Source organism: Labrys sp. Lb11, assembly GCF_057554225.1.
Map to the genome: position 1 here is coordinate 411,967 of NZ_BAAJOT010000002.1, position 22,899 is coordinate 434,865.

24 protein-coding genes and 1 pseudogene are annotated in these 22,899 nt (G+C 68.8%); 11 read left to right on the plus strand and 14 right to left on the minus strand.

What is annotated here, in order from left to right; genetic code table 11:
* Positions 1-43: 43 nt before the first annotated feature.
* The 6 genes and pseudogenes from pqqB to AC27L4_RS07095 all read left to right on the plus strand — a co-directional run bounded on the left by pqqB (position 44) and on the right by AC27L4_RS07095 (position 5,521).
* A complete protein-coding gene (gene pqqB / locus AC27L4_RS07070) occupies positions 44-943 on the plus strand; it encodes a pyrroloquinoline quinone biosynthesis protein PqqB (RefSeq protein ID WP_487141375.1) in 900 nt (299 codons plus the stop codon).
* A pseudogene (pqqC, locus tag AC27L4_RS07075) lies at positions 904-1,958 on the plus strand (pyrroloquinoline-quinone synthase PqqC). The gene pqqB and the pseudogene pqqC overlap by 40 nt, the downstream one beginning before the upstream one ends.
* Entirely contained in the window at positions 1,955-3,094 is a 1,140-nt protein-coding gene (gene pqqE, locus AC27L4_RS07080; RefSeq protein ID WP_487141376.1) for a pyrroloquinoline quinone biosynthesis protein PqqE, read from the plus strand. Before pqqC ends, pqqE begins: the two are co-directional and overlap by 4 nt.
* The gene (locus tag AC27L4_RS07085) at positions 3,094-3,783 is read left to right on the plus strand and encodes a hypothetical protein (RefSeq protein WP_487141377.1); all 690 of its coding nucleotides are present in this window, start codon (positions 3,094-3,096) and stop codon (positions 3,781-3,783) included. The genes pqqE and AC27L4_RS07085 overlap by 1 nt, the downstream gene beginning before the upstream one ends.
* On the plus strand, positions 3,764-4,138 hold the full coding sequence (locus tag AC27L4_RS07090) for a hypothetical protein (RefSeq protein ID WP_487141378.1): 375 nt from the start codon (positions 3,764-3,766) through the stop codon (positions 4,136-4,138). The genes AC27L4_RS07085 and AC27L4_RS07090 overlap by 20 nt, the downstream gene beginning before the upstream one ends.
* 198 nt (positions 4,139-4,336) lie before the next feature.
* Positions 4,337-5,521 (plus strand): arabinose transporter, encoded by a 1,185-nt coding sequence (locus AC27L4_RS07095; RefSeq protein WP_487141379.1) that lies wholly within the window; start codon positions 4,337-4,339, stop codon positions 5,519-5,521.
* 34 nt (positions 5,522-5,555) lie between these two features.
* On the opposite strand, the gene AC27L4_RS07100 is transcribed toward AC27L4_RS07095, so the two are convergent.
* Together AC27L4_RS07100 and AC27L4_RS07105 are read right to left on the minus strand one after the other, a co-directional pair.
* Positions 5,556-5,885, minus strand: coding sequence for a DMT family transporter (locus tag AC27L4_RS07100; protein WP_487141920.1), 330 nt, complete (start codon positions 5,883-5,885; stop codon positions 5,556-5,558).
* An 11-nt stretch (positions 5,886-5,896) separates the two neighbouring features.
* Entirely contained in the window at positions 5,897-6,472 is a 576-nt protein-coding gene (locus AC27L4_RS07105) for a TetR/AcrR family transcriptional regulator (protein ID WP_487141380.1), read from the minus strand.
* 133 nt (positions 6,473-6,605) lie between these two features.
* Here AC27L4_RS07105 and AC27L4_RS07110 point away from each other — a divergent pair, with 133 nt between their 5' ends.
* Positions 6,606-7,700, plus strand: coding sequence for a lysine-2,3-aminomutase-like protein (locus AC27L4_RS07110; protein WP_487141381.1), 1,095 nt, complete (start codon positions 6,606-6,608; stop codon positions 7,698-7,700).
* Here the strand turns inward: AC27L4_RS07110 and AC27L4_RS07115 are convergent.
* The gene (locus tag AC27L4_RS07115; protein WP_487141382.1) at positions 7,666-8,472 is read right to left on the minus strand and encodes a quinoprotein dehydrogenase-associated SoxYZ-like carrier; all 807 of its coding nucleotides are present in this window, start codon (positions 8,470-8,472) and stop codon (positions 7,666-7,668) included. The two genes, AC27L4_RS07110 and AC27L4_RS07115, sit on opposite strands and share 35 nt — an antisense overlap.
* Before the next feature lie 155 nt (positions 8,473-8,627).
* Here AC27L4_RS07115 and folP point away from each other — a divergent pair, with 155 nt between their 5' ends.
* Positions 8,628-9,440 carry a dihydropteroate synthase gene (gene folP / locus AC27L4_RS07120; RefSeq protein WP_487141383.1) on the plus strand — a complete coding sequence of 271 codons (813 nt, stop codon included), beginning with the start codon at positions 8,628-8,630 and terminating at the stop codon, positions 9,438-9,440.
* A gap of 968 nt (positions 9,441-10,408) precedes the next feature.
* Here the strand turns inward: folP and rpe are convergent.
* From rpe to AC27L4_RS07160, 8 genes are all read right to left on the minus strand, one after another.
* The gene (gene rpe / locus AC27L4_RS07125) at positions 10,409-11,095 is read right to left on the minus strand and encodes a ribulose-phosphate 3-epimerase (RefSeq protein WP_487141384.1); all 687 of its coding nucleotides are present in this window, start codon (positions 11,093-11,095) and stop codon (positions 10,409-10,411) included.
* Positions 11,088-12,086, minus strand: coding sequence for a CbbX protein (cbbX, locus tag AC27L4_RS07130; RefSeq protein ID WP_487141385.1), 999 nt, complete (start codon positions 12,084-12,086; stop codon positions 11,088-11,090). The genes rpe and cbbX overlap by 8 nt, the downstream gene beginning before the upstream one ends.
* Before the next feature lie 149 nt (positions 12,087-12,235).
* A complete protein-coding gene (locus AC27L4_RS07135; RefSeq protein ID WP_487141386.1) occupies positions 12,236-12,655 on the minus strand; it encodes a RuBisCO small subunit-like domain-containing protein in 420 nt (139 codons plus the stop codon).
* Positions 12,656-12,686: 31 nt separating this feature from the next.
* On the minus strand, positions 12,687-14,174 hold the full coding sequence (locus AC27L4_RS07140; protein WP_487141387.1) for a form I ribulose bisphosphate carboxylase large subunit: 1,488 nt from the start codon (positions 14,172-14,174) through the stop codon (positions 12,687-12,689).
* Between the two features lie 13 nt (positions 14,175-14,187).
* Positions 14,188-15,270: a class II fructose-bisphosphate aldolase gene (gene fba / locus AC27L4_RS07145; protein ID WP_487141388.1), complete on the minus strand. Its 1,083-nt coding sequence runs from the start codon at positions 15,268-15,270 to the stop codon at positions 14,188-14,190.
* An 11-nt stretch (positions 15,271-15,281) separates the two neighbouring features.
* On the minus strand, positions 15,282-17,327 hold the full coding sequence (gene tkt / locus AC27L4_RS07150) for a transketolase (RefSeq protein WP_487141389.1): 2,046 nt from the start codon (positions 17,325-17,327) through the stop codon (positions 15,282-15,284).
* Positions 17,324-18,199: a phosphoribulokinase gene (locus tag AC27L4_RS07155; protein WP_487141390.1), complete on the minus strand. Its 876-nt coding sequence runs from the start codon at positions 18,197-18,199 to the stop codon at positions 17,324-17,326. The genes tkt and AC27L4_RS07155 overlap by 4 nt, the downstream gene beginning before the upstream one ends.
* 15 nt (positions 18,200-18,214) lie before the next feature.
* Positions 18,215-19,255 (minus strand): class 1 fructose-bisphosphatase, encoded by a 1,041-nt coding sequence (locus AC27L4_RS07160; RefSeq protein ID WP_487141391.1) that lies wholly within the window; start codon positions 19,253-19,255, stop codon positions 18,215-18,217.
* 150 nt (positions 19,256-19,405) lie between these two features.
* On the opposite strand from AC27L4_RS07160, the gene AC27L4_RS07165 reads away from it, so the two are divergent.
* Both AC27L4_RS07165 and AC27L4_RS07170 read left to right on the plus strand, forming a co-directional pair.
* On the plus strand, positions 19,406-20,368 hold the full coding sequence (locus AC27L4_RS07165; RefSeq protein WP_487141392.1) for a LysR family transcriptional regulator: 963 nt from the start codon (positions 19,406-19,408) through the stop codon (positions 20,366-20,368).
* A 73-nt stretch (positions 20,369-20,441) separates the two neighbouring features.
* Complete coding sequence (locus AC27L4_RS07170) at positions 20,442-20,669, plus strand: hypothetical protein (protein ID WP_487141393.1); 228 nt, start codon at positions 20,442-20,444, stop codon at positions 20,667-20,669.
* Between the two features lie 2 nt (positions 20,670-20,671).
* Here the strand turns inward: AC27L4_RS07170 and AC27L4_RS07175 are convergent, their stop codons facing one another.
* The 3 genes from AC27L4_RS07175 to AC27L4_RS07185 form a co-directional block, all read right to left on the minus strand.
* Entirely contained in the window at positions 20,672-20,875 is a 204-nt protein-coding gene (locus tag AC27L4_RS07175; protein ID WP_487141394.1) for a hypothetical protein, read from the minus strand.
* 102 nt (positions 20,876-20,977) lie between these two features.
* The gene (locus AC27L4_RS07180) at positions 20,978-21,799 is read right to left on the minus strand and encodes a pentapeptide repeat-containing protein (RefSeq protein WP_487141395.1); all 822 of its coding nucleotides are present in this window, start codon (positions 21,797-21,799) and stop codon (positions 20,978-20,980) included.
* Positions 21,796-22,179, minus strand: coding sequence for a 4a-hydroxytetrahydrobiopterin dehydratase (locus tag AC27L4_RS07185; protein WP_487141396.1), 384 nt, complete (start codon positions 22,177-22,179; stop codon positions 21,796-21,798). The genes AC27L4_RS07180 and AC27L4_RS07185 overlap by 4 nt, the downstream gene beginning before the upstream one ends.
* A gap of 229 nt (positions 22,180-22,408) precedes the next feature.
* Between AC27L4_RS07185 and AC27L4_RS07190 the strand changes: the two genes are divergently transcribed.
* A complete protein-coding gene (locus AC27L4_RS07190; protein ID WP_487141397.1) occupies positions 22,409-22,897 on the plus strand; it encodes an SRPBCC family protein in 489 nt (162 codons plus the stop codon).
* Positions 22,898-22,899 lie beyond the last annotated feature (2 nt).

Genomic DNA, 22,899 nt, shown 5'->3' on the forward strand with positions numbered 1-22,899 from the left:
GGAAACAGGTCCGGGTTCGCGTATCCGGACGGGACAAGCGGCCGTGCGGGTCATCGTTCTCGGATCAGCAGCCGGCGGCGGCGTTCCCCAGTGGAATTGCCGCTGTCCGGTATGTCTGCTGGCATGGTCGGGCGATCCCCGTGTCCGGCCGCGGACGCAGTCGAGCCTGGCCGTCTCGGTCGACGGCGAGCACTGGCTCCTGCTCAACGCCTCGCCGGACATCCGCCAGCAGATCGCCGTAACGCCGGACCTGCAGCCGCGCCGGGATGCCCGGCACTCGCCGCTGGCCGCGGTGCTGCTCACCAATGGCGACGTCGACCATGTCGCCGGCCTGCTGAGCCTGCGCGAGCGCCAGGCCTTCACGCTTCTCGGCACGGACCGGACGTTGCGCTCGCTCGGCGACAACCGCATCTTCGACGTCGTGTCGCCGGACATGGTCCCGCGCACGGCCGTGGCGTTGGACACCCCGTTCGAGGCGCTGCCGGGCCTGACGGTCGAGCTGTTCGCGGTGCCGGGCAAGGTGCCGCTCTGGCTGGAGGACGAGACGTTGCGGGTGGGCGAGGCCACGGAGACGACGGTCGGCGTCATCCTGACCGGGAGCGCCGGGCGCGCGGTCTATGCGCCGGGTTGCGCCCGCGTCACGCCGGAGTTGCGCGAGCGGATCGACGGCGCTGGCCTGCTGCTCTTCGACGGCACGGTCTGGCGCGACGACGAGATGATCCTCGCCGGCGTCGGCACCAAGACCGGCGGACGGATGGGACACCTGCCGATGAGCGGCCCGGACGGCTCGATCGCCGCCCTGGACGGCCTCGCCGTCGCCCGGAAGGTCTTCGTCCACATGAACAACACCAACCCCGTCCTGATCGAGGACTCGTCCGAGCGCCACGCGCTCGAGGCGGCAGGATGGCAGGTGGCTCACGACGGCATGGTGCTCTCGCTATGACTGAGCTTCTCTCGCCCGAGGCCCTGGAGGCGGCGCTGCGCGACGTCGGGGCGCGGCGCTACCACAACCTGCACCCGTTCCACCGGCTGCTGCATGGCGGCCGGCTGACGCGCGACCAGGTCCGCGCCTGGGCGCTCAACCGCTACTATTACCAGGCGATGATCCCGATCAAGGATGCGACGATCATGGCGCGGATGCATGATCCGCAGCTGCGCCGCATCTGGCGCCAGCGCATCGTCGACCATGACGGCGAGAGCGACGGCGACGGCGGCATCGAGCGCTGGCTGAGGCTCACCGACGGCCTCGGCCTGCCGCGCGACGATGTGGTCTCGACCCGCGGCCTGTTGCCGGCGACACGCTTTGCGGTCGAGGCCTATGTGCACTTCGTGCGCGACCGTTCGCTGCTCGAGGCCATCGCCTCCTCGCTCACCGAGCTGTTCAGCCCGAAGATCATCTCCGAGCGCGTCTCGGGCATGCTGGCTGGCTACGACTTCATCTCGGCCGAGACGCTCGCCTATTTCGACAAGCGCCTGACCCAGGCGCCGCGCGATGCCGACTTCGCCCTCGACTACGTCAAGCAGCATGCGATCACGCCGCAGCTGCAGCAGGCGGCGGTCGCGGCGCTGACCTTCAAGTGCGACGTGCTGTGGGCGCAGCTCGACGCCCTGCACCATGCCTATGTCGTGCCGGGCCTGCCGCCGCCCGGCGCCTGGACGCCCGGCGCGGAGAGCGGGCCATGACCACATTGGCGCCGGAGGACGTGCCGAGGCTGCCGCGCGGCGTCAAGCTGCGCTTCGACGCGGTGCGCGGCAAGCACGTGCTGCTGGCGCCCGAGCGCGCCTTCCATGTCGACGAGGTCGCTGCCGCCATCGTCGAGCTGGTCGACGGCAGCCGCTCCGTCTCGGCCATCATCGACGCCCTGGCCGAACGCTACGATGAGAAGCGCGGCGTGATCGAGAAGGACGTGGTCGCCATGCTGGACGACCTTCTCCTCAAGCGGGTGATCGAGCGGTGACCGCTCCGGCCCGCCCCGTGCCGGTGCCGATCGGCCTCCTGGCGGAGCTGACGCATCGCTGCCCGCTGCGCTGTCCTTACTGCTCCAATCCGATCGAGCTCGACCGCCGTTCGGCCGAGCTCGACACCGCCGAGTGGAAACGCGTGTTCGACGAGGCGGCGGCGCTCGGCGTGCTGCATGTGCACCTGTCCGGCGGCGAGCCGACGGCGCGCCAGGACATCGTCGCGCTCACCGCCCATTGCGCCTCGGTCGGCCTCTACACCAACCTGATCACCTCCGGCGTCGGCCAGGCCATGGCCAAGCTCGGGCCCCTGTTCGACGCCGGGCTCGACCATGTCCAGCTCTCGGTGCAGGGGGCGCGGCCGTCGAGCGGCGACCTGATCGGCGGCCTCGCCGGCGCCCACGAGGCCAAGCTCGCCTTCGCCGCCGAGGTCGTGCGCCTCGGCTTCCCCCTGACCGTCAACGCGGTGATCCATCGCGGCAATATCGGTGAGGTCGGCGCCATCATCGATCTCGCCGTGGCCATCGGCGCCAAGCGCGTGGAGATCGCCCACACCCAATATTACGGCTGGGCCTATGCCAACCGTGCCGCGCTGATGCCGACGCGGGCCGAGGCCGACGCCTCCGTCGCCGTGGTCGAGGCGGCGCGGGAACGCCTCAAGGGCACGCTGGTGATCGACCTCGTCCTGCCCGACTATTACGGCCTCTATCCCAAGCCCTGCTCCGGGGGCTGGGCCCGGCGCTCGCTCAATGTCACGCCGGCCGGCAAGGTCCTGCCCTGCCATGCCGCCGAAACGATTCCCGGCCTCGAATTCTGGTCGGTGCGCGACCATGGCCTCGCCGAGATCTGGGGCGCGTCGCCGGCCTTCACGGCCTTCCGCGGCACTCACTGGATGCCCGAGCCCTGCCGCGGCTGCGAGCGCAAGGAGCAGGACTGGGGCGGCTGCCGCTGCCAGGCCATGGCGCTGGTCGGCGATGCCGCCGCCACCGACCCGGCCTGCTCGAAATCGCCGCACCATGCCCGCATGGTCGCGCTGGCGACGGCGGAGGCGGTCGACCCGCATCCGCCTGCCTATGTCTATCGACGGATCGGCGGCCCGGCCGCCGACAGCAAGCAGGGAGAACCGGTGGCGTGATGGGCAGCAGATGCCGGCTTGGCGGCCTTCTGGCGCTGGCGTGCCTCGCCACCGCCGTCCCCGACATACCCCGCGCTGCGGAGGCAGGCCCGCCCGATGCCGCCACGCTGCTGTTCGACGAGGAGCAGCTCAGGAACGCCGCGCCGGGCACGACGCTCACCTATGCCTATTCGCGCAAATCCGCCGATGCGAACCTCTACGGCCCGACCTTCGACGATACGATCCTCCTGGCGGTGGAAGCGGGCAAGGGCGAAGCCGAGCGCACGCTGCGCGTCACCATGTTCTCCGGCGAGCACCGCCGCGCTGCCGGCCCGTTCGTGGACATGACCGGCAATCCCGTCCTCTCCCTGTTCCTGGAGAACCATCTGCAGGAGATCGCGCCGCGGCTGAAGGCCAATCCGCGCTACATCAAGAACGCCATCCGCACCGCGCTGCGCGACAAGGCCAAGGTCGAAAAGACCGCCGTGTCGCTCGGAGGCCGCTCGCTCGAGGGCTGGCATGTGCGCGTCGAGCCCTTCCGCGACGACCCCAATCGCGGCCGGATGCAGGGCCTCGACACCATGGTCTACGACTTCACCGTCGCCGCCGAGGTGCCGGGCGAGATCATCCACCTCTCGGCCGCCGCGCCGGCCGCGGACGGAAAATTCCTGATCGACGAGAGCCTGTCCTATGAACCGAAGGCCCCCTGACGCCCTCGCCGCCGCCCTCGTCGCCGCCGGCCTGCTTCTGGCCCTGCCGGCCGGGCGCGCCCTTGCCGACGATCCCGCCAACGACTACCCGACCCAGGCCCGCGTCGACTACGTGTTCGGCTGCATGGCGGCGAACGGCCAGACGCACGAGGCGATGGAGCGCTGCTCCTGCTCGATCGACATCGTCGCCTCGATCCTGCCCTATGACCGCTATGTCAGCGCCGAGACCATCCTGGCCATGCGCCAGGGCGTCGGCACCAATGCCAATGTGTTCAAGAGCACCAGGCAGTTCGACGACATCGTCGCCGATCTCCGCCGCGCCCAGGCCGAAGCGGAGATCCGCTGCTTCAAGTAGGATTTGTGCCGGAGCGGGATGGGGCGCCGGGCTCTCGCGGCACTCCGTTGACACCGGCTCCGGAGCCACCTAAGACGGCATCGCCAGGAGCACTGGCCGTAAGCGTTTGACGTCAAGCAACGCACTCAACGATCCTCGGCGATCGGAGTGCGTTTTTTGTTGCGCCCCGTCGATCGAGGAACCAGCCTGGAGAACGCCATGGCTTTCCAATCGACCCGCGACCCGGCGCAGGCCCGCCTTCTGCCCCTGACCGCCATCCTCTTCATTTCCTATCTTTGCGTCGCCATCTCGCTTCCCATCGTGCCGGTCTACGTGACGGGCACGCTCGGGCTGGGCAATGCCTGGGCCGGACTCGGCGTCGGCATCGCCTTTCTCGCCACGATCGTCAGCCGCGGCTATGCCGGCGGCCTTTCGGACCGTCTCGGTGCCAAGGCAGCGGTCGGGCGCGGGCTGGCCCTCTACGTGGCCGGAGGACTGACCTCCCTGATCGCAGGCCTGGCGTTCGATGCGCCGGCGACGGCCTTCTCCGTCCTCCTCGCCGGCCGGCTGCTTCTCGGGCTTGGCGAGAGCCTGGTTGCGGTCGGCGTGATCGCCTGGGGGATCGGCCTCGTCGGTCCCGGCCGCTCGGGCAAGGTCCTGGCCCTGGTCGGCGCCACCATCTACGGCGCCCTCGCCATCGGCGGGCCGCTCGGCCTTGCCCTGCTGGACCGGCTCGGCTTTGCCGGCGCGATGGCGATCGGCGCGGCCCTGCCTTGCCTCGGACTGCTGGCGATCCGGCGCCTCGCCGGCGTCGCAGCCCATCCCGGTGCCGAGCGCCCCGCGTTCTGGAGCGTGATCGGCCGGATCTGGCTGCACGGCTCCATCGTCGGCCTGCAGGGCATCGGCTTTGCCGCAATCGGGGCCTTCTTCGCCCTCTATCTCCTCGACCGCCACTGGAGCTATGCCGGGCTTGGCCTGACGGCCTTCGGCGGCGGCTTCGTCCTGGTCCGCCTGCTCTTCGGCCACTTGCCGGATCGTATCGGCGGCCTGCCGGTGGCGATCGGCTCCCTCGCCGTCGAGGCCGTCGGCCAGGTCCTGATCTGGAGCGCGGCCGGTCCGATCCTGGCCCTTGCCGGCGCCTTCCTGACGGGGCTGGGCTGCTCGATGATCTTTCCGGCCATGGGGCGGGAAGTCGTGCGCCTCGTCGAGCCGCATCTGCGTGGCACGGCCCTGGGCGGGTTCTCGGCCTTCCAGGACCTCGCCTATGGCCTGACAGGTCCCCTGGCCGGGCTTCTGGCCGACCGTGCCGGCTATGGCAGCATCTTCCTGATCGGCGCCGCCGCGGCAGTGGCAGGCCTCCTGATCGCGCTCTGCCTGCGTCAGGCCGAGGCGGCCAGGGCGTGACCTGGCGCCGGATGGCGCGCGCCCTCCAGGCGCCTCAGTGGCTGACCGACTTGGAGAACAGGTTGACCACCACCACGCCCAGGACGATCAGCGCCAGGCCGAACAGGGCCGGCATGTCGAGGGTCTGCTTGTACCAGACCCAGCCGACGATGGAGATCAACACGATGCCCGCCCCCGACCACACGGCATAGACGATGCCGGCGGGCATGGTGCGGATCGGCACCGACAGCAGCAGGAAGGCCACGGCATAGCCTGTGACCACGATCAGGCTCGGCACCAGGCGGGTGAAGCTTTCCGACGCCTTCAGGGCCGAGGTGGCGATCACCTCGGCGACGATGGCGACGCCCAGGCACAGATAGGTCATGGCGGCGCTCATCACGGCGTCCCCTTCGCATAGGTCATGTCGAGCAGCGTCTGCAGCACGCCGGCCCGCAAGGCCGGCGTCACCGCGTCATAGCCGCCGAGATCCGACAGCCAGAGGCCGTCGGCGGCCAGACGGCAGGCGAGCAGGCGGGCGGCGCCCTCCTCGGCGACGAGGTCCGGCTCCCAGACCTGCCGGACCCAGGCGGCCCAGCGTTCGCGCAGCAGCGGATCGGCCAGCATCAGCGTCACGGCAGCGCGCCAGAAATCGCCCTCGCCGTCGGCGAAGCCGCGGGTGCTCACCTTCAGATAGGCACGCGTCGCCCGCCCCCGCTCCTCCGGATCGGCCGCCATCTCCGCGGCGAGGTCGGCGGAGAAGCGCTCCCACATCCGGTCGAACAGCGCATCGATCAGCGCCCGCTTGCCGGGGAAATGGTGCTGCAGGCCGCCCTTGCTGACGCCGGCGCGACTGGCGACCGCGTCGAGCGTCACCGCCTCGGCGCCCTGCTCGACGGCAAGCTCGGCCGCAGCCGCCAGCACCTGGCGGCGCAGCAGTTCGGGTTGCTTCCTGCGGTGATGAGCTTCGGCCATGTTTCAATAATACCGACCGGACGGATTGTTTACAAGGGCTCATGCGGCCCTTGCAACCCTGCTCCGTCTGGGCGAAAGCCACCGCCGGGTGTAGAGGACCGGACTCAGACAATCGCGCAACCCAAGCAGCCCGATGGCTTTCGACGAGACTTCCCCCATCCGCAATGCCGATCACCTGGCCGCTGCCGGCCTGGTGGCGCCCGAGAAGCTGGCCGCGATGGCCAGGATCGCCGAGACCTTCGCCATCGCGATCACGCCTGAGATGCGCGCCCTGATCGACGGCCGGAACCCCGCCGACCCGATCGCGGCGCAGTTCGTGCCGAACGCCGCGGAAATGGTCTGGCTCGACGAGGAAAGCGGCGACCCGATCGCCGACGAGCCCCACAGCCCGGTGCCGGGCATCGTCCACCGCTATCCCGACCGGGTGCTGCTCAAGCCGATGCACGCCTGCGCGGTCTATTGTCGCTTCTGCTTCCGGCGCGAGATGGTCGGCCCCGGCGGCGAGGCGCTCGATGCCGCGGCGCTGGAGGCGGCGCTCGACTACGTCGCCGCCACTCCCGCCGTCTGGGAGGTGGTGATCACCGGCGGCGACCCGCTGGTGATGGCGCCGCGCCGCATCGCCGGCATCATGCGGCGCCTGGCGACGATCGAGCATGTCGGCGTGGTGCGCTTCCACACCCGGGTGCCGGTGGTCCGGCCCGAAGCGGTGAACGACGAACTCATCGAGGCGCTCAAGACGGGCAAGGCCACCTATGTGGTGCTCCATGCCAACCATGCCCGCGAGCTGACGCCGGCGGCCCGCGCCGCCTGCGCCCGGCTGGTCGACAACGGCTTTCCCATGCTGAGCCAGACCGTGCTGCTGAACGGCGTCAACGCCGACGCCGCGGTGCTGGCCGAGCTGTTCCGCGCGTTGGTGGCGATGCGGGTCAAACCCTACTACCTGCACCATGGCGATCTCGCGCGCGGCACCGGCCATTTCCGCACCACGATCGCCGCCGGCCAGGACATCGTCGACGCCCTGCGCGGCAATCTGTCGGGCCTGTGCCAGCCGACCTATGTCCTCGACATTCCCGGCGGCTTCGGCAAGGCGCCGATCGGCCGCAGCGCCGTCGAGCCGGCCGGCGAAGGACGCTACCGGGTGCGCGACTACCGGGGCGGCATGCACGAGTATCGCGATTCGACGGTGTCCGGCCTCACGATCCCTGCCCGCCCGGGAACTCCTTCCTGAACACGGTGCCCTGCGTGTCGCGGGCCTCGACCGTGACCGGCTCGCCGTCCGGGCTGTAGCTGAAGCGGAAGGTCGGATCCTCGCTGATCGAGATGCCGCCCTCCATGGCGAACAGCGTATGCGCCCCCTGCTTCACCGTCATATTCTGGATGAACCAGGCGGGCGTGTAGAGCCGCGTCACCTGGTCCATCTGCATGCCGGAATTGTTGGGATGGCGGATCTGCACCTGCGCCTCGCTCCGGCCGGTATCGGCGAAGCTGCGGAAGCGCATCTCGCCCAGATGCGCCTTGGCCTCGGCCGGATCCTTGGCCGCCGGCGCCGAGCAGCCGCCGGCCGCCTTCACGTAGGCCTTGGCCATGTGCAGCGCGCCGTCGCTGGTCTCCACCACCGCCCGCACGAAGGAATAGGAATTGACCCGCGAGCGGGTGGAAAGATCGAAGCTGCGGCGCCCCTCGCCCAGAGTGAAGGCGGCGACCAGGGGCGAGGGATTCTCGTCCACCACCAGGGTGATCGTCTTGAGCGTGCGGGCATCCCCGGCCGGCAGGGCGGCATGCACTTCGAACGGCACGATCGCCGCATCCTCGGCCCGCTTGGGCGCATCGAGGCTGACGATCGGGCTGCCCTCCTCGATCGGCTTGTCACCGAAGATGTCGGGCCTGATCGAGGCCCAGGTCGCCTCGCTCTCCTCGGCCGCGGCCGCGCCGGGCAGCAGCGGCAAGGCCCCTGCGAGAACGGCGCCGATCAGCGCGGTCCGCCTGCTCATCGCCGTCATGCGCGCTCCTCCTTCACATCGGGCTTGCAGCACAAAGCCATAGTCGAGACAGTGTTCGCGAGCTTACCCGCAGTTGGTCCGCCCGATCCACTGCAAACGCCGCCGATCACACCGCTGTGTCCCGCCGCGACGAGCCCGACGACCAAGGAGCCCCCATGCTCACCCGCATCGATTGCCTTCCGGGCCTCGGCCACCGCACGCAGATCATGGGCATCCTCAACCTGACGCCGGATTCCTTCTCCGACGGCGGCCGGTTCAATGCCGAGGCGCCGGCGCTCGCGCACGCCCGGACCATGGTGGCCGACGGAGCCGACATCATCGACATCGGCGGCGAGTCGACGCGGCCCGGCGCCACGGAGATTTCTGCCGCGGAGGAGATCCGCCGCGTCGCCGCCGTGGTCGAGCGCCTTGCCGCCACGGTACCGGTGCCGCTGTCGATCGACACCTACAAGGCGGCGACGGCGCATGCGGCGCTGCAGGCCGGTGCGCGCATCGTCAACGACGTCTGGGGGCTGCAGCGCGAGCCCGCCGTCGCCGAGGCGGCCGCCGCCTTCGACGCGCCGGTGGTGATCATGCACAATCGCCGTGAATCCGCCCCGGCGCTCGACATCATCGAGGAGATGCGGGCCTTCTTCCGCCGTTCCATCGCCATCGCCCGCCGCGCCGGCATCCCGGACCGGCACATCGTGCTCGATCCCGGCATCGGCTTCGGCAAGACACGGACGCAGAACCTGACGGCCCTGGCCCGCCTGTCGGAGATCAAGGCCATGGGCTTCGCCGTCCTGGTCGGGGCCTCGCGCAAGTCGCTGGTCGTCGAAAGCATGGACCGGCCGCCGCGCGAGCGCCTGGCCGAGACGCTGGCCAGCCACGTTCTGGCGGCGGCCCGCGGCGCCGACATCCTGCGCGTCCACGACATCCGCGAGCACGTCGACGCCTGCCGGGTGGTCGATGCCGTGCGCGGGTTGTAGGCCGGCCGACGCGATCCCTCGGAGCCGCGCGCACTCCAGCCGCGAGGCTGTGACGGCATCCACCGCCGCGAACGGTGCAGCGAGCGGATCGAGCCCTTTTTCCGATCTGCGGTCGCTGCGAAAGGCCTGCCAAGATCGGATGCGATGGCGTGGCGTCACGTCGGGCAGGGCAACCACGTCGAACACACCGCCAACCTGGGTGGACCGACATGCTCGAACATCCCGCGCGCCTGCTGAGCCTTCACTCTTTTGTCCTCTTGTCGGTCGGCGCCTTCCTGGGAACTTCATGTCATCGGGCCGTGCGCTCCCCGGCATCGGTGCCGGCCTTGGCACCGCGCTTGTCGAAGCAGCCCGATTCTATCTGAAACAGACGAGGACGATGCGGTAGGCAGAGCAACGCGAAGACATACCAAAAATATTCTGAGCTCCGGCACGTCGCGCCAAAAGCATCGGCGACCGCCCCGCCCGTCTCAGTGGCAAACGCCAAGGTCGGCAAGCGAGGGATGCCCGCCGATCCGACAAGCACCGGTAGCAGCCGCGACCGAACACCGGTAGCAGCCGCGACCGAACGAAGGGCGGCCGCAAGGAAGCGGGGAAAGATCTCGCGAGACGACCGATCGACTTTCCGGTCGAGCCCTCGACCGGCACCGGCCGAGCGCCCTGCCCCCTGGCAAGATCAGCCGTTGCCGATGATCTTGCCGGCGAAGGCCAGCGTCGGGCTCGCCGCGATCAGGGCGGCGATGATGGAGAGGCGGAACAGCAGGTGCGACATGGTGATCCTCCTTCAACACACATCGGTACCCGCTCTGCGTTTTGCAAGGCCCTCCCCGCGTATGAGGCACGGCTGTCCAGCCCCATTTGTGCGTTCTGCCGTCTGCCGCCGCGACGACAACACCGGCTCGTCAATGGCAGGATCAGGCGCGCCAAGGCCTTCTCCACGACCATACCGGGCCCCTATCCTTCCCCCCTCACGCCGCCAGTTGCGTCAGCCCGCGCTGTCCCGCATGGCGGATGGCGGCGATGTTGGCGGCGTAACCGGCCTTGCCGCCCCGGAACACCGCCGAGCCGGCCACCAGCGTGTCGGCGCCGGCCGCCGCCACCAGTTCGGCCGTCTCGACATTGACCCCGCCGTCGACCTCGAGCCGGATCGGCCGCGGCCCGATCATGGCGCGGATGCGCCGGATCTTCTCCAGTTGGTCGAGCAGGAAGGCCTGGCCGCCGAAGCCGGGATTGACCGTCATCACCAGGATCAGGTCGACCTTGTCGAGCACATAGGTCAGGACGCTTTCGGGGGTCGCCGGGCAGATCGTCACCCCTGCCCGCTTGCCGAGCGAGCGGATCACCTGCAGCGACCGGTCGAGATGCGGCCCGGCTTCGGCATGCACGGTGATCACGTCGGCGCCCGCCTTGGCAAAGGCCTCCAGGTAGGGATCGGCCGGCGTGATCATCAGGTGCACGTCGAAGGTGAGGTCGGAATGCGGCCGCAGCGCCTTCACCACATCCGGCCCGAAGGTGATGTTGGGCACGAAATGCCCATCCATCACGTCGAGGTGGATCCAGTCGGCCCCGGCGGCGCCGACGTCCCGCACCTCCTCGCCGAGGCGGGCGAAGTCGGCCGCCAGAATCGAGGGGGCGATGAGCAGGGGTTCAGTCATGGTTCTTCTCCGAGGCGGCTTTGGCGAACACCCGGCTGGCCAGGATGTCCGGCACGTCGATCGTCATCAGGTCGGCCGCGGTGATCGGCACATCGGCATTGGCGACGAGCCGATTGGCCTGGCGCAGCCGCGCGCGGTCGAGGGCGTTGCGGATCGAGCGCGCATTGGAAAAATGCGGCTGCGCCTTGCGCGCCTCGATATAGCGTACGAAGGCCTCGCGCGCCGCCGGGCTGAGCCGGTAGTTCTGCCGGGCCAGCAGGATTTCGCCGATCGACAGGAGCTCGTCGTCCCGATAGTCGGGGAAGTCGATATGGTGGGCGATGCGTGAACGGAAGCCCGGATTCGAGGTGAAGAACCGGTCCATGCGGTCGGCATAGCCGGCGAGGATCACCACCAGGTCCTCGCGCTGGTTCTCCATCACCTGCAGCAGGATCTCGATGGCCTCCTGGCCGTAGTCGCGCTCGTTCTCGGGCCGGTAGAGGTAGTAGGCCTCGTCGATGAACAGCACGCCGCCCATCGCCTTCTTCAGGATCTCGCGGGTCTTGGGCGCGGTGTGGCCGATATACTGGCCGACGAGGTCGTCGCGCGTCACCGAGACGAGGTGGCCTTTGCGCACGAAGCCGAGGCGATGGAGGATGTCGGCCATCCTGAGCGCCACCGTGGTCTTGCCGGTGCCGGGATTGCCGGTGAAGGACATGTGCAGCGTCGGCGGCTCGCTGGCCAGGCCCAGCCTGCGCCGCACCCGCTCCACCAGCAGCAGCGCCGCGATCTCGCGGATCCGGGTCTTGACCGGTGCGAGGCCGACCAGTTCCTCGTCGAGCGTCTTCAGGACATCGTCGACGCCGGCGTCCGCCAGTTCCTGGCGCAGATCCACGGGCTCGCCGGCAGGATCGGCGACGGCGTCCGCCGAGGCCTCGAAGGTCGGGGCCCGCCGGGGCGTCGCGTCTTCGACCGGGTCGGTGATGCCGGGATGATCATAGGATCCGGTCATGGCCTTCAACACAGCCTCCGCGAAAGAGAAGCCGGCGACGGAGCCGAGGCTCCGCGCCGGAGGTGGCGGACCGCTCCATGTCGACAGCCCGCATGGGAGAGAGCGAGATCCCTCTCCCCGGTCGGGAGAGGGATCGGATGTGGTTCGATTCAGCCGTAGCGCCGGCCTTCCGGCCTGTCGGAAGCATAGGACTGGGTGGTGTAGCGCTGCTGGCGTCCGGCCGCCTCCTGGCGCTGCAAGCGGAAGCCCGGCTCGTCCTTCGGCCGGTTGACGATGAAGGAGATCTTCACCGACTCCCACCCTTGCGAGGAATCGAAACCGGACAGGCGGATGTAGCGGTCGCCATAGACCTTCCGGCACTCCTTCAGCTCCATCATCACGGCCGCCGCGTCCCTGATGTCGAACATCGGCAGGCCCCACATCTCCCAATAGGTGTTGCGGGGATGCGGGTCGTCGGTGAACTCGATGTTCACCGCCCAGTTGTTGTCGATGCAGTACTGCGCCTGAATGGCGATCTGCTCGTCGGTGAGGTCGGGCAGGAAGGAAAAGCAGCCCTGGGTGATGCGCATGGATGTCTCCTGTTCGCTCGTGTTCAGGGCTTCAGCCCGAGACGCTGACCGCGGGAACGAAGTCGGGCGAGTCGGTGGAGGCGTAGTCGAAGGTGACGTCCTTCCACGTGTCGAGCGCCTGCTTCAGCGGCTGGCAGTGCTGCGCCGCCGCCTTGAGGATGTCCGGCCCCTCGCGCAGGATGTCGCGGCCGGCATTGCGGGCGAAGATCATCGCCTCCAGCGCGACACGGTTGGCGATGGCGCCGGCCTGGATCCCCATCGGATGGCCGATGGTGCCGCCACCGAACTGCAGCACGGTGTCGTCGCCGAGCAGATCGATGAGCTGGTGCATCTGGCCGGCATGGATGCCGCCCGAGGCGACCGGCATCAGCTTGCGCAGCGAGGCCCAGTGCTGGTCGAAGAAGATGCCGTTCTCCAGCCTGGTCGGCACGAAGTTCTCGCGGCAGATGTCGTAATAGCCCTTGGTCGTGTTCGGGTCGCCCTCCAGCTTGCCGACCACCGTGCCGGCATGGATATGGTCGACGCCGGCCAGGCGCATCCACTTGGCGATGACGCGGAACGACACGCCGTGGCTCTTCTGGCGCGTATAGGTCGAGTGTCCGGCGCGATGCAGGTGCAGGATCATGTCGTTGTCGCGGGCCCACTTGGCCATCGACTGGATGGCGGTGTAGCCGATGACCAGGTCGATCATCACGATGGTGGAGCCGAGTTCCTTGGCGAAATCGGCGCGCCTGTACATCTCCTCCATCGTGCCGGCGGTGACGTTGAGATAGGTGCCCTTGATCTCGCCCGTCGCCGCCTGCGCCCGGTTGACCGCCTCCATGCAGTAGAGGAACCGGTCGCGCCAGTGCATGAAGGGCTGCGAGTTGATGTTCTCGTCGTCCTTGGTGAAATCGAGGCCGCCCTTCAGCGCCTCGTAGACGACGCGGCCGTAGTTGCGGCCGGAGAGGCCGAGCTTGGGCTTCACCGTGGCCCCGAGCAGCGGCCGGCCGAACTTGTCCAGGCGCTCGCGCTCGACGACGATGCCGGTCGCCGGTCCGTCGAACGTCTTCACATAGGCGACCGGCAGGCGCATGTCCTCCAGCCGCAGCGCCTTCAGCGGCTTGAAGCCGAAGACGTTGCCGATGATCGAGGCGGTCAGGTTGGCGATCGAGCCCGGCTCGAACAGGTCGAGGTCATAGGCGATATAGGCGAAGTAGGAACCGGGCGCGTTCGGCACGGGATCGACGCGGTAGCACTTGGCCCGGTAGTTCTCCGCGGCGGTCAGGCGGTCGGTCCACACCACCGTCCAGGTGGCGGTCGAGGATTCGCCCGCCACCGCGGCGGACGCCTCGATCGGGTCGACGCCGTCCTGCGGCGTGACACGGAAGAGCGCGATGACGTCCGTGTCCTTCGGCTCGTAGTCGGGCTCCCAATAGCCCATGCGCTTGTATTCCATGACGCCGGACTTGTAGCGGTCCTTGCCCCTGACGGTGACCGACTTGGCATCCAGGCTGGTGGTTTGGGTTGGCGCGTTCATCAGCGTGTCTCCTTCAGGCGGCCGCGGCATCGGCGCCGATGCGGGGGTCGAGGGCTCCCGAGCGATAGCGTCGGGCCATCTCGGCGAGCGAAAGGGTCTTGATCTTCGAGGCCCGGCCGGCCGTGCCGAACTCCTCGTAGCGTTGCCGGCAAAGCGCCTTCAGCGCTTCGATCGACGGCTGCAGGAATTTGCGCGGGTCGAACTCCGACCTCTTCTCCATGGCGACGCGGCGGATCTGCGCCGCCATGGCCAGGCGGCAATCCGTGTCGATATTGACCTTGCGCACGCCGTATCTGATGCCGACCTGGATCTCCTCCACCGGCACGCCCCAGGTCTGGGGCATCTCCCCGCCATAGCGGTTGAACGCCTCCTGCAGATCCTGCGGCACGGAGGAAGACCCGTGCATGACGAGGTGGATGCCGGGCAGGCGCTCATGGATCGCCTTGACCACATGCATGGCGAGGATCGCCCCGTCGGGCTTGCGCGAGAACTTGTAGGCGCCGTGCGAGGTGCCCATGGCGATGGCGAGGGCGTCGACCCTGGTGCGGGCGACGAAGTCCACCGCCTGCTCCGGGTCGGTGAGCAACTGGTCGTGCGACAACGCTCCCTCGGCGCCGTGCCCGTCCTCGGCCTCGCCCTGGCCGGTTTCGAGCGAGCCGAGCACGCCGAGCTCGCCCTCGACCGAGACGCCGACCTTGTGCGCCATCTCGGTGACGCGCCGGGTGATGTCGAGGTTGTAGGCATAGTCGGCCGGCGTCTTGGCGTCGGCCTTGAGCGAGCCGTCCATCATCACCGAGGTGAAGCCATGCTGGATGGCCGAGAAGCAGGTGGCCTCGTCATTGCCGTGGTCCTGGTGCAGGCAGATCGGGATGCCGGGGAACATGGCCTCGGCCGCCTCCACCATCTTGCCCAGCATGATGTCGCCGGCATAGGAGCGGGCGCCGCGCGAGGCCTGCAGGATCACCGGCGCATCCGTCTCCGCGGCTGCCGCCATGATGGCGAGTACCTGCTCCATGTTGTTTATGTTGAAGGCCGGCACGCCATAGTTGTATTCAGCGGCGTGATCCAGCAATTGCCGAAGCGTGATGCGGGCCATGGGATCCTCCGTCAGGGCCTGTCGATGAGGCGACGGGCGGCCTGCGCCACGCCCTCGCTGGTGATGCCGAATTTCTGGAACAGCACGTCGGCGGGCGCGGAGGCGCCGAACCCGGCCATGCCGACGAAGGCGCCGTCCTCGCCGAGCCAGCGCGCCCAGCCGCCTTCGATCGCCGCCTCGACGCCGACGCGCGGCGCCGAGCCGAGCACCGCCCGCCGATAGTCCGGCGTCTGGCGCTGGAAGAGCTCGAGGCAGGGCGCCGACACCACGGCGGCGCGGATGCCCTCGCCCGCCAGCATCTCGGCCGCCGCCAGGGCGAGCGACACTTCCGAGCCGGTGGCGACCAGGGTGACGTCGCGCCCGCCGGCCGGCTCCCGCAGCACATAGGCGCCGCGGGCGACGCCGTGGCGCGTCGCGTCGCTGTGCGGCAGCGTCGGCAAGGCCTGGCGGGTGAGGCAGAGCACGGACGGCGTCTTCTCAGACGTCAGGGCGCAGGCCCAGGCCTCCGCGGTCTCGACCGCGTCGGCCGGGCGGAACACCAGGAGGTTGGGAATCGCCCGAAGGGCCGCCAGGTGCTCGACCGGCTGGTGCGTCGGGCCGTCCTCGCCCAGGCCGATGGAATCATGGGTCATCACGTGGATGACGCGGATGCCCATCAGCGCCGCCAGGCGGATCGCCGGGCGCGAATAATCGGAGAACACCAGGAACGTGCCGCCATAGGGCACGAAGCCGCCATGCAGCGCCAGGCCGTTCATCGCCGCGGCCATGCCGTGCTCACGCACGCCGTAGTGGATGTAGGAGCCGGCGAAGGCACCGGGCCTCACCGGAGCCTGGGACTTGGCCTGCGTCAGGTTGGAATGGGTAAGGTCGGCCGAGCCGCCGGCAAGGTTGGCCATGGCCGGGGCCAGCGCGTCGATCACCTGCTGCGAGGCCTGACGCGTCGCGATCTTCGGCGCCTCCGTGGCAAAACGCTCGCGGATGGCGTCGAGCGCAGCGTGGGCCGTCTCGGGCACCAGGCCCTTGATCGCCTCGTCGAAGCGCCGGCGCTCGCTCTCACCGAGCCGGGCGACATGGCCGTCCCAAATGCGGTGGGCGGCCGCGGAACGCCGGCCGGCCTCCAGCCAGGCCTGGCGCACCGGCCCGGGCACCTCGAAGGGCGCGTGCGGCCAATCGAGCTGCCGGCGCGCCGCGGCAATCTCCTCGGCGCCGAGCGGGGCGCCGTGAACCTTCTCCGAGCCCTGCCTGTTCGGCGCGCCGTAGCCGATGATGGTGCGGCAGGCGATCAGGGACGGCCTGTCCGTCTCGCGCTCGGCCGCAATCGCCTCGGCCACCGCCTCCGGATCGTGGCCGTCGACCCGCCGCACCGACCATCCCGCCGCGGCGAAGCGCGCCAGCTGGTCGTCGGAGCAGGACAGGCTGGTGGCCCCGTCGATCGAGATGGAATTGTCGTCGAACAGCACGATCAGCCGGGCGAGCCGGAGATGGCCGGCCAGCGAGATCGCCTCGTGGCTGAGCCCCTCCATCAGGCAGCCGTCGCCGGCCAGGGCATAGGTGTAGTGGTCGACAAGGTCGGCGCCGAAGCGCTCGGCCAGCATCCGCTCCGCCAGCGCCATGCCGACGGCCGTGGCGATGCCCTGGCCGAGCGGGCCGGTGGTGGTCTCCACGCCCGGCGTGTGGCCATATTCGGGATGGCCGGCGGTGAGCGCCCCCCATTGCCGGAAGGCGCGCAGTTCCTCCACCGTCATGCCGGGATAGCCGGTGAGGTGCAGCAACGCATAGAGCAGCATCGAGCCGTGCCCGGCCGAGAGCACGAAGCGGTCGCGGTCCGGCCAGGCTGGGTCGGCGGGGTCGAACTTCAGGAAGCGCGTGAACAGCACCGTCGCCACGTCGGCCATGCCCATCGGCATGCCGGGGTGGCCGGAGTTCGCCGCCTGGACCGCGTCCATGGCCAGGGCGCGGACGGCATTGGCCATGGTGCGCACCGGCACGTCGGCGGCAAGCGGCGGCGCGGCGACGGCGGCGCCGTGGAGGCTGGCTGCGGGACCGGGGATGCTCATGATGCTCTCCGCTTGCGCTCGATCAGCGTCAGGATGATGGGGGTGAGGATGAGCTGCATCGCCAGATCCATCTTGTTGCCGGCGATGACGATGGAGTTGGCCCGCGACATGAAGCTGCCGGGGATCATCGACAGGAGGTAGGGGAAGTCGATGCCGCGCGGGTTGGCGAAGCGGATCACCACCATCGATTCGTCCGGCGTCGGGATCCAGCGGCTGATGAACGGGTTGGAGGTGTCCACCGTCGGCACGCGCTGGAAATTGATGTCGGTACGGGCGAATTGCGGGCAGATGGTGTTCACATAGTCCGGCATGCGCCGCAGGATCGTGTCCGTCACCGCCTCGGTCGAATAGCCGCGCAAGGAGCGGTCGCGATGGATCTTCTGGATCCATTCGAGGTTGATCACCGGGACCACGCCGATCTTGATGTCGGGATGCCTGGCGATGTCGACGCCCTCGCCTGCCACGGCGCCGTGCAGGCCCTCATAGAACAGGAGGTCCGTGTCCGGCTCGAACGTGCGCCACGGGGTGAACGTGCCGGGCGGCGCGCCGTAGAGCTCCGCCTCCTCGGCGTCGTGGATATAGGTGCGCGTCCGTCCGCCGCCGGTCGCCGCATAGTCGGCAAAAGTCTGTTCGAGCTCGGCCAGCAGGTTGGCGTCCGGCCCGAAATGGCTGAAGTGGCGGTTGCCGCGCTCCCACTCCTCCGCCATCTTGGCTTTCATCTCGGCCCGGTCGTAGCGGTGGAAGGCGTCGCCCTCGATGAAGGCGGCCGTGATCTTCTCGCGCCGGAAGATCTGCACGAACACGTTCTTGACCGACGTCGTACCCGCTCCTGAGGAGCCGGTGATGGAAATGATCGGGTGCTTCAGGGACATGGCTACGGCTCGGCTTCAGACACGGAAGAGGCTGCGGCGACCGAACAGCGGCGAGGTCTCGCCGGTGTCGAGCGGGCTGGAATAGTAGCGTGCCACGCCCTCGACCTCGCTGCGCGAGCCGAAGACGAAGGGCATACGCTGGTGCAGGCCGGTCGGTACTAGGCCGAGGATACGCTCGCGCCCGTCGCTGGCGCCCCCACCCGCCTGCTCGACCAGGAAGGCGATCGGGTTGGCCTCGTAGACCAGGCGCAGGCGGCCCTGGCCGTAGCCCGGCCGGGCATCGCCGGGGTAGAGATAGATGCCGCCGCGCAGCAGGATCCGCGTCGCCTCCGCCACCAGCGACGCGTTCCAGCGGGTGTTGAAATCGGCGCCGCGCGGCCCCGCTGTCCCCTTCTGGCAATCGCTGACATAGAGACGGATCGCTTCGTCCCAGTGCCGGAAATTCGAGCCGTTGATGGCGTATTCGCGCGTCTGCAGCGGGATCGCCACCTGGGCCGCGGTCAGGACGAACTCGCCGGACAACGGATCGAGCGTGAACACCTGCGTACCCTCGCCAAAAGTGAGGGTCAGGGTGATGCGGCTGCCGTACATGAAGTAGCCGGCGGCGATCTGCGCCTGGCCGGGCTGCAGCAGGCTGGCCATGGCCTCGCCACCGCGCCGGGGCAACACCGAGAAGATGGTACCGACCGGCACCCCGGTCTCGATGTTGTCGGAGCCGTCCAGGGGGTCGATCGCCACGGCCAGCGGGCCGTCGGCCGCGCCTGTCATCGGCTCGTCCATCTCCTCCGAGCCGATGACGCCGACCGGGGCCCTCGCCAGGGCCTCGACCATCAGCCGGTTGGCGAGAAGGTCGAGCTCCTTCTGGCTATCGCCGCCGCGCCCGTCGGCATGGACGGTCCCGAGCCTGCCGGCCAGGGGCCCCTGGGCCAGCAGCGTTGCGACCCGTCGGGCGGCGCCGGCGAGCGCCAGGATCACATCCGCAGCCGCCGACCGCACGGTCTCCCCGGTTCGGCATTGCCGTGCCAGATGGGTCTCGAGCCTGATGACGCCCGACATGGTTGAACCTCCCGCCCAGCCGCTCAAGTCCGCCGGATCGTTTCGACGTGGCGCACCGTCCCGCCTGCTCGAGGCATCATGGCGCGCCGATGTTGTAAGTAAATTTGAATTTGATTATGCTGCCATTCAACAAAACTAAATCATACCGCCATGCGCAACGTCACACTCAAGCAGCTCCGCACTTTTGCCGCCCTGCTCAAGGCCGGCTCGGTCACGGGTGCGGCACAAAGTCTCAACATCACCCCGCCGGCGGTGACCCTGCAGATGCAGCTCCTGCAGGAGCAGGCCGGCTTGCCGCTGGTCGAGCGCTCGGCCGCCGGCACGATGCCGACCGATGCCGGACGCGAGGTGCTGGTCGCGGCGGAGCGGATCGCCGGGGTCCTGGCCGAATGCGAGGCCGCCCTCGCCGAGCTCGTCGGCTCCCAGCGCGGCACCGCCGCGGTCGGCATCGTCAGCACCGCCAAATATTTCGCGCCGCGTGCCCTGGCCGCCTTCGCCCGCCAGCATCCCGGCATCACGCTGCACCTCACCGTCGGCAACCGGTCCGACATCATCGCCGGCCTGCGCCAGCTCGACTTCGACATCGCCATCATGGGCCGCCCGCCCGAGGAGCTGGAGGTCGAGGCCACGGTGATCGGCGACAACCCGCACGTCATCATCGCCCCGCCCGATCATCCGCTGGCCGGCCAGCGGATGATCGACCCCACGGCCCTGGCCGGCGAGACACTGATGGTGCGCGAGCCGGGCAGCGGCACCCGCAGCCTGATGGAGCGCTACTTCGCCGACATGGCGGTCAAGCCCAAGATCGGCATGCAGATGTCGAGCAACGAGACCATCAAGCAGGCCGTCATGGCCGGGCTCGGCATTGCCTTCATCTCTGGCCATACCATCGAGGCGGAGATCGCCTCCGGACGCCTGACCATGCTCGATATCATCGGCCTCCCGATCATCCGCCAATGGCAGATCGTGCACCTCAAGCAGCGGCGGCTGATGCCGGCGGTCAAGACGCTGTGCCAGTTCCTGATCGATCAGGGCGAGACGTTCCTGCCCGTCCCCAGGACGAGTTTCCAAGGTATCGACCGGCGCTTCGCCGAACACGAGACGTCGTCGTGACCGCAAATCCATCGTCCCCAAATCGAAACAAGGATATCATCCCGTTCCTCGATGCAAAGCGAGGACATCGGAAATGGATTCTTATGTTGCTCTTGTATTGATCTGTGCGACCTCCTTGCGCCAGGACGCCTGCACCGAGAAGACCGCCATCGACGTGATGTCGACGAAGGTGCCGTCCGAGCTCGCCTGCGCCATGGGCTGGCAGGAGATCGTCGCCCGTACGGCGCTGCGCGAGCATCTCGGCCCGACCAGCTATCTCAAGACCGTCTGCCGCCGCGTGGCTCCGCCGACCGGAAACTAGCGTCACCGCCGCAGGCGGCGGGCCAGGCAGGTTGCCGTCTGCAGGACAACGCAGGCGACCGCGCTGACCTCGATGCCTATCATGGAGCAAATGCCGATCGACAGAAGCGCGGGCGCCCGGTAGCCGGCCAGGACAATCGCCATAGTCGCCACGTAGAGCGTGATGCTGACGAGCAAGGCGCCCCGGGCGATCCTCAACGCGGTCATGGAACCTCCTGTCGTCCGAACACTCACCGCCGCCCCCTCGCGAGGTCGATGGCCGCCGCGTATCGCCCGGCAATCGCGGCGCCTCGGCCGGTCCGGCCTGGATCAATCGCGCAGGGCCCGGTCGAGATTGCGGGTGCGTTCGACGTTGCGGGCCTGCCCGAGGCCGATCACGCCGCGGAGCCGGGCCGAAGCGAGATCGGCGCCGTCGAAATCCGCTCCCTCGACCTTGGCGCCGAGGAAATCGGCGCCGGCGAGTTGGGCGCCGCGCAGGTCAGCGCCGGAGAGATCCGCCTGGCGCAGACTGGCGAATTCGAGATCGACCCGCGACAGGTCCGCCTGCGTCAGGTCCGCCCCGTCGAGCAAGGCCGATTGGAGCACCGCCCGCATCAGCCCCATCGACTGGTTGCGCATGTCGGCGCCGAGCCGCGCGCGGACCAGCTTTGCCCCCTTCAGGCTGGCGCCGGTGAAATCTCCGGCCACCCGGGCGCCGGAAAGGTCGGCGCCGTCGAGCCGCGCGCCGATCGCCTGCGTCCCGAACAGGCTTGCTCCTGCCAGATCCGCCCCCGACAGGTCGGCCTTCAGCAGCCAGGCCTGGTCCAGGGTGGCGCCGCCAAGCCGGGCGCCGGCAAGCCTGGTGCCGTTGAGCATCGCCGTCCGCAGGTTGGCGCCGCGGAAGTCGAGGCCGGAGAGGTCGAGGCCGGAAAGGCGCCTGCCGGCGAGGTCGGCGGGCGGCTTGGCCAGGACCCGCTCGACCTCGGCCCGGCTCATCTCGGCCTGCGTCATCATCGGCGAGTCGAGGTCGAGATGGCGCATCAAGTCCTGCGCGCCGGCCGGCGCCCCCGCCAGCGCCAGCAGGGCGGCGAGCGCAAGCGCCCGGCAGCGCCATGGCTCCGCCCCAGCCGTCCGGCCCGCCGGCCCGATCACGTGTCGTACTTGATGTAGGAGAAGCGCAGGTCGTTCTGCGGCGTTCCCTCCAGCGCCCCGCCCTCCCTGGCCGGCTGCCACTGCACCACCTCCTCGATCTTGCGGGCGAGCTGGAAATCCTTCTCGGTCACGCCCTTGGCCGTGTGGGTCATCAGCCGCACCTCCACCCAGGCATAGGAGGCCGTGATGTCCGGATGATGCCAAGCCGCCTCGGCCAGGTGGCCGACGGTGTTGATCACCATCAGCGTGCTCTTCCAGCTGTTGGTCTTGTAGCGGCGCCGGATCCAGCCGTTCTCGAAATACCAGTGCGGCAGCTCCTGCTGCAGGCGCTGCACCACGTCCGCCTCCGCCAGCGCGACGTCCTTGCCGTCTTCGCTCATCTCACGCCTCCGTTCGTCAGGTTGTCCGCCACCCTATCACAACCCGCCGCATCCGGCATGGTGATCCTCGCGCGACTTCGGCCTTCCAACACGCCGCTCGGAAGCTTTGCAACGAACATTGCCGAGAATTTCCATGAAAATAGTAAGAATTGCCGAGGAATGGCACTTTCGCTAGCCTGTCCGAAGGCACGTTGAACGTGAGAGAAAAATAAGGATCGGAGGACGCTTCATGAAGAGACTGGCTTTCATCGCCGCCTTGACGCTGGCGACGCTCGCTTCTGCCGAGGCCCTCGCCGCCAAGAACAGCAATCGCATCGAGGGCGTCGCGACGGTCGACCAGGCCTGGGCCCTGATCGGCGACTTCTGCGGCATCCAGACCTGGCACCCGGCCATCGCCTCCTGCGAATTGTCGGAAAAGGACGGAGCGAAGATCCGCACATTGACCACCAAGGACGGCGCCAAATTCGTCGAGAAGCTGGTCAAGTGGGACGACAAGGATCACCTCTACACCTACGAGATCCTCGAAAGCCCGCTGCCGATCAGCAACTACGTCTCGACGCTGAAGCTGGAGGAGGACGATGAACCCGGCAAGGTGGCGATCACGTGGTCGTCGACCTTCGAGCCGAAGGGCGTGCCGGAGAAGTCCGCGCGCAAGGCGATCGCCGACATCTATCTCGCCGGCCTGCTGGCGCTGAAGAGCAAGATGAAGGGCAAATAGCC

Excerpts from the sequence above, each read along its gene's own strand:
- AC27L4_RS07090 (WP_487141378.1), top strand. The coding sequence starts at position 3,764 with ATGAACCGAAGGCCCCCTGACGCCCTCGCCGCCGCCCTCGTCGCCGCC.
- fba (WP_487141388.1), bottom strand. The coding sequence starts at position 15,270 with ATGGCCCGCATCACGCTTCGGCAATTGCTGGATCACGCCGCTGAATAC.
- AC27L4_RS07105 (WP_487141380.1), bottom strand. The coding sequence starts at position 6,472 with ATGGCCGAAGCTCATCACCGCAGGAAGCAACCCGAACTGCTGCGCCGC.
- folP (WP_487141383.1), top strand. The coding sequence starts at position 8,628 with ATGCTCACCCGCATCGATTGCCTTCCGGGCCTCGGCCACCGCACGCAG.
- AC27L4_RS07100 (WP_487141920.1), bottom strand. The coding sequence starts at position 5,885 with ATGACCTATCTGTGCCTGGGCGTCGCCATCGTCGCCGAGGTGATCGCC.
- AC27L4_RS07165 (WP_487141392.1), top strand. The coding sequence starts at position 19,406 with ATGCGCAACGTCACACTCAAGCAGCTCCGCACTTTTGCCGCCCTGCTC.
- AC27L4_RS07175 (WP_487141394.1), bottom strand. The coding sequence starts at position 20,875 with ATGACCGCGTTGAGGATCGCCCGGGGCGCCTTGCTCGTCAGCATCACG.
- AC27L4_RS07135 (WP_487141386.1), bottom strand. The coding sequence starts at position 12,655 with ATGCGCATCACCCAGGGCTGCTTTTCCTTCCTGCCCGACCTCACCGAC.
- AC27L4_RS07155 (WP_487141390.1), bottom strand. The coding sequence starts at position 18,199 with ATGTCCCTGAAGCACCCGATCATTTCCATCACCGGCTCCTCAGGAGCG.
- AC27L4_RS07170 (WP_487141393.1), top strand. The coding sequence starts at position 20,442 with ATGGATTCTTATGTTGCTCTTGTATTGATCTGTGCGACCTCCTTGCGC.
- AC27L4_RS07185 (WP_487141396.1), bottom strand. The coding sequence starts at position 22,179 with ATGAGCGAAGACGGCAAGGACGTCGCGCTGGCGGAGGCGGACGTGGTG.
- rpe (WP_487141384.1), bottom strand. The coding sequence starts at position 11,095 with ATGACTGAACCCCTGCTCATCGCCCCCTCGATTCTGGCGGCCGACTTC.
- AC27L4_RS07085 (WP_487141377.1), top strand. The coding sequence starts at position 3,094 with ATGGGCAGCAGATGCCGGCTTGGCGGCCTTCTGGCGCTGGCGTGCCTC.
- cbbX (WP_487141385.1), bottom strand. The coding sequence starts at position 12,086 with ATGACCGGATCCTATGATCATCCCGGCATCACCGACCCGGTCGAAGAC.
- AC27L4_RS07160 (WP_487141391.1), bottom strand. The coding sequence starts at position 19,255 with ATGTCGGGCGTCATCAGGCTCGAGACCCATCTGGCACGGCAATGCCGA.
- AC27L4_RS07115 (WP_487141382.1), bottom strand. The coding sequence starts at position 8,472 with ATGACGGCGATGAGCAGGCGGACCGCGCTGATCGGCGCCGTTCTCGCA.
- AC27L4_RS07140 (WP_487141387.1), bottom strand. The coding sequence starts at position 14,174 with ATGAACGCGCCAACCCAAACCACCAGCCTGGATGCCAAGTCGGTCACC.
- AC27L4_RS07110 (WP_487141381.1), top strand. The coding sequence starts at position 6,606 with ATGGCTTTCGACGAGACTTCCCCCATCCGCAATGCCGATCACCTGGCC.
- tkt (WP_487141389.1), bottom strand. The coding sequence starts at position 17,327 with ATGAGCATCCCCGGTCCCGCAGCCAGCCTCCACGGCGCCGCCGTCGCC.
- AC27L4_RS07095 (WP_487141379.1), top strand. The coding sequence starts at position 4,337 with ATGGCTTTCCAATCGACCCGCGACCCGGCGCAGGCCCGCCTTCTGCCC.
- AC27L4_RS07190 (WP_487141397.1), top strand. The coding sequence starts at position 22,409 with ATGAAGAGACTGGCTTTCATCGCCGCCTTGACGCTGGCGACGCTCGCT.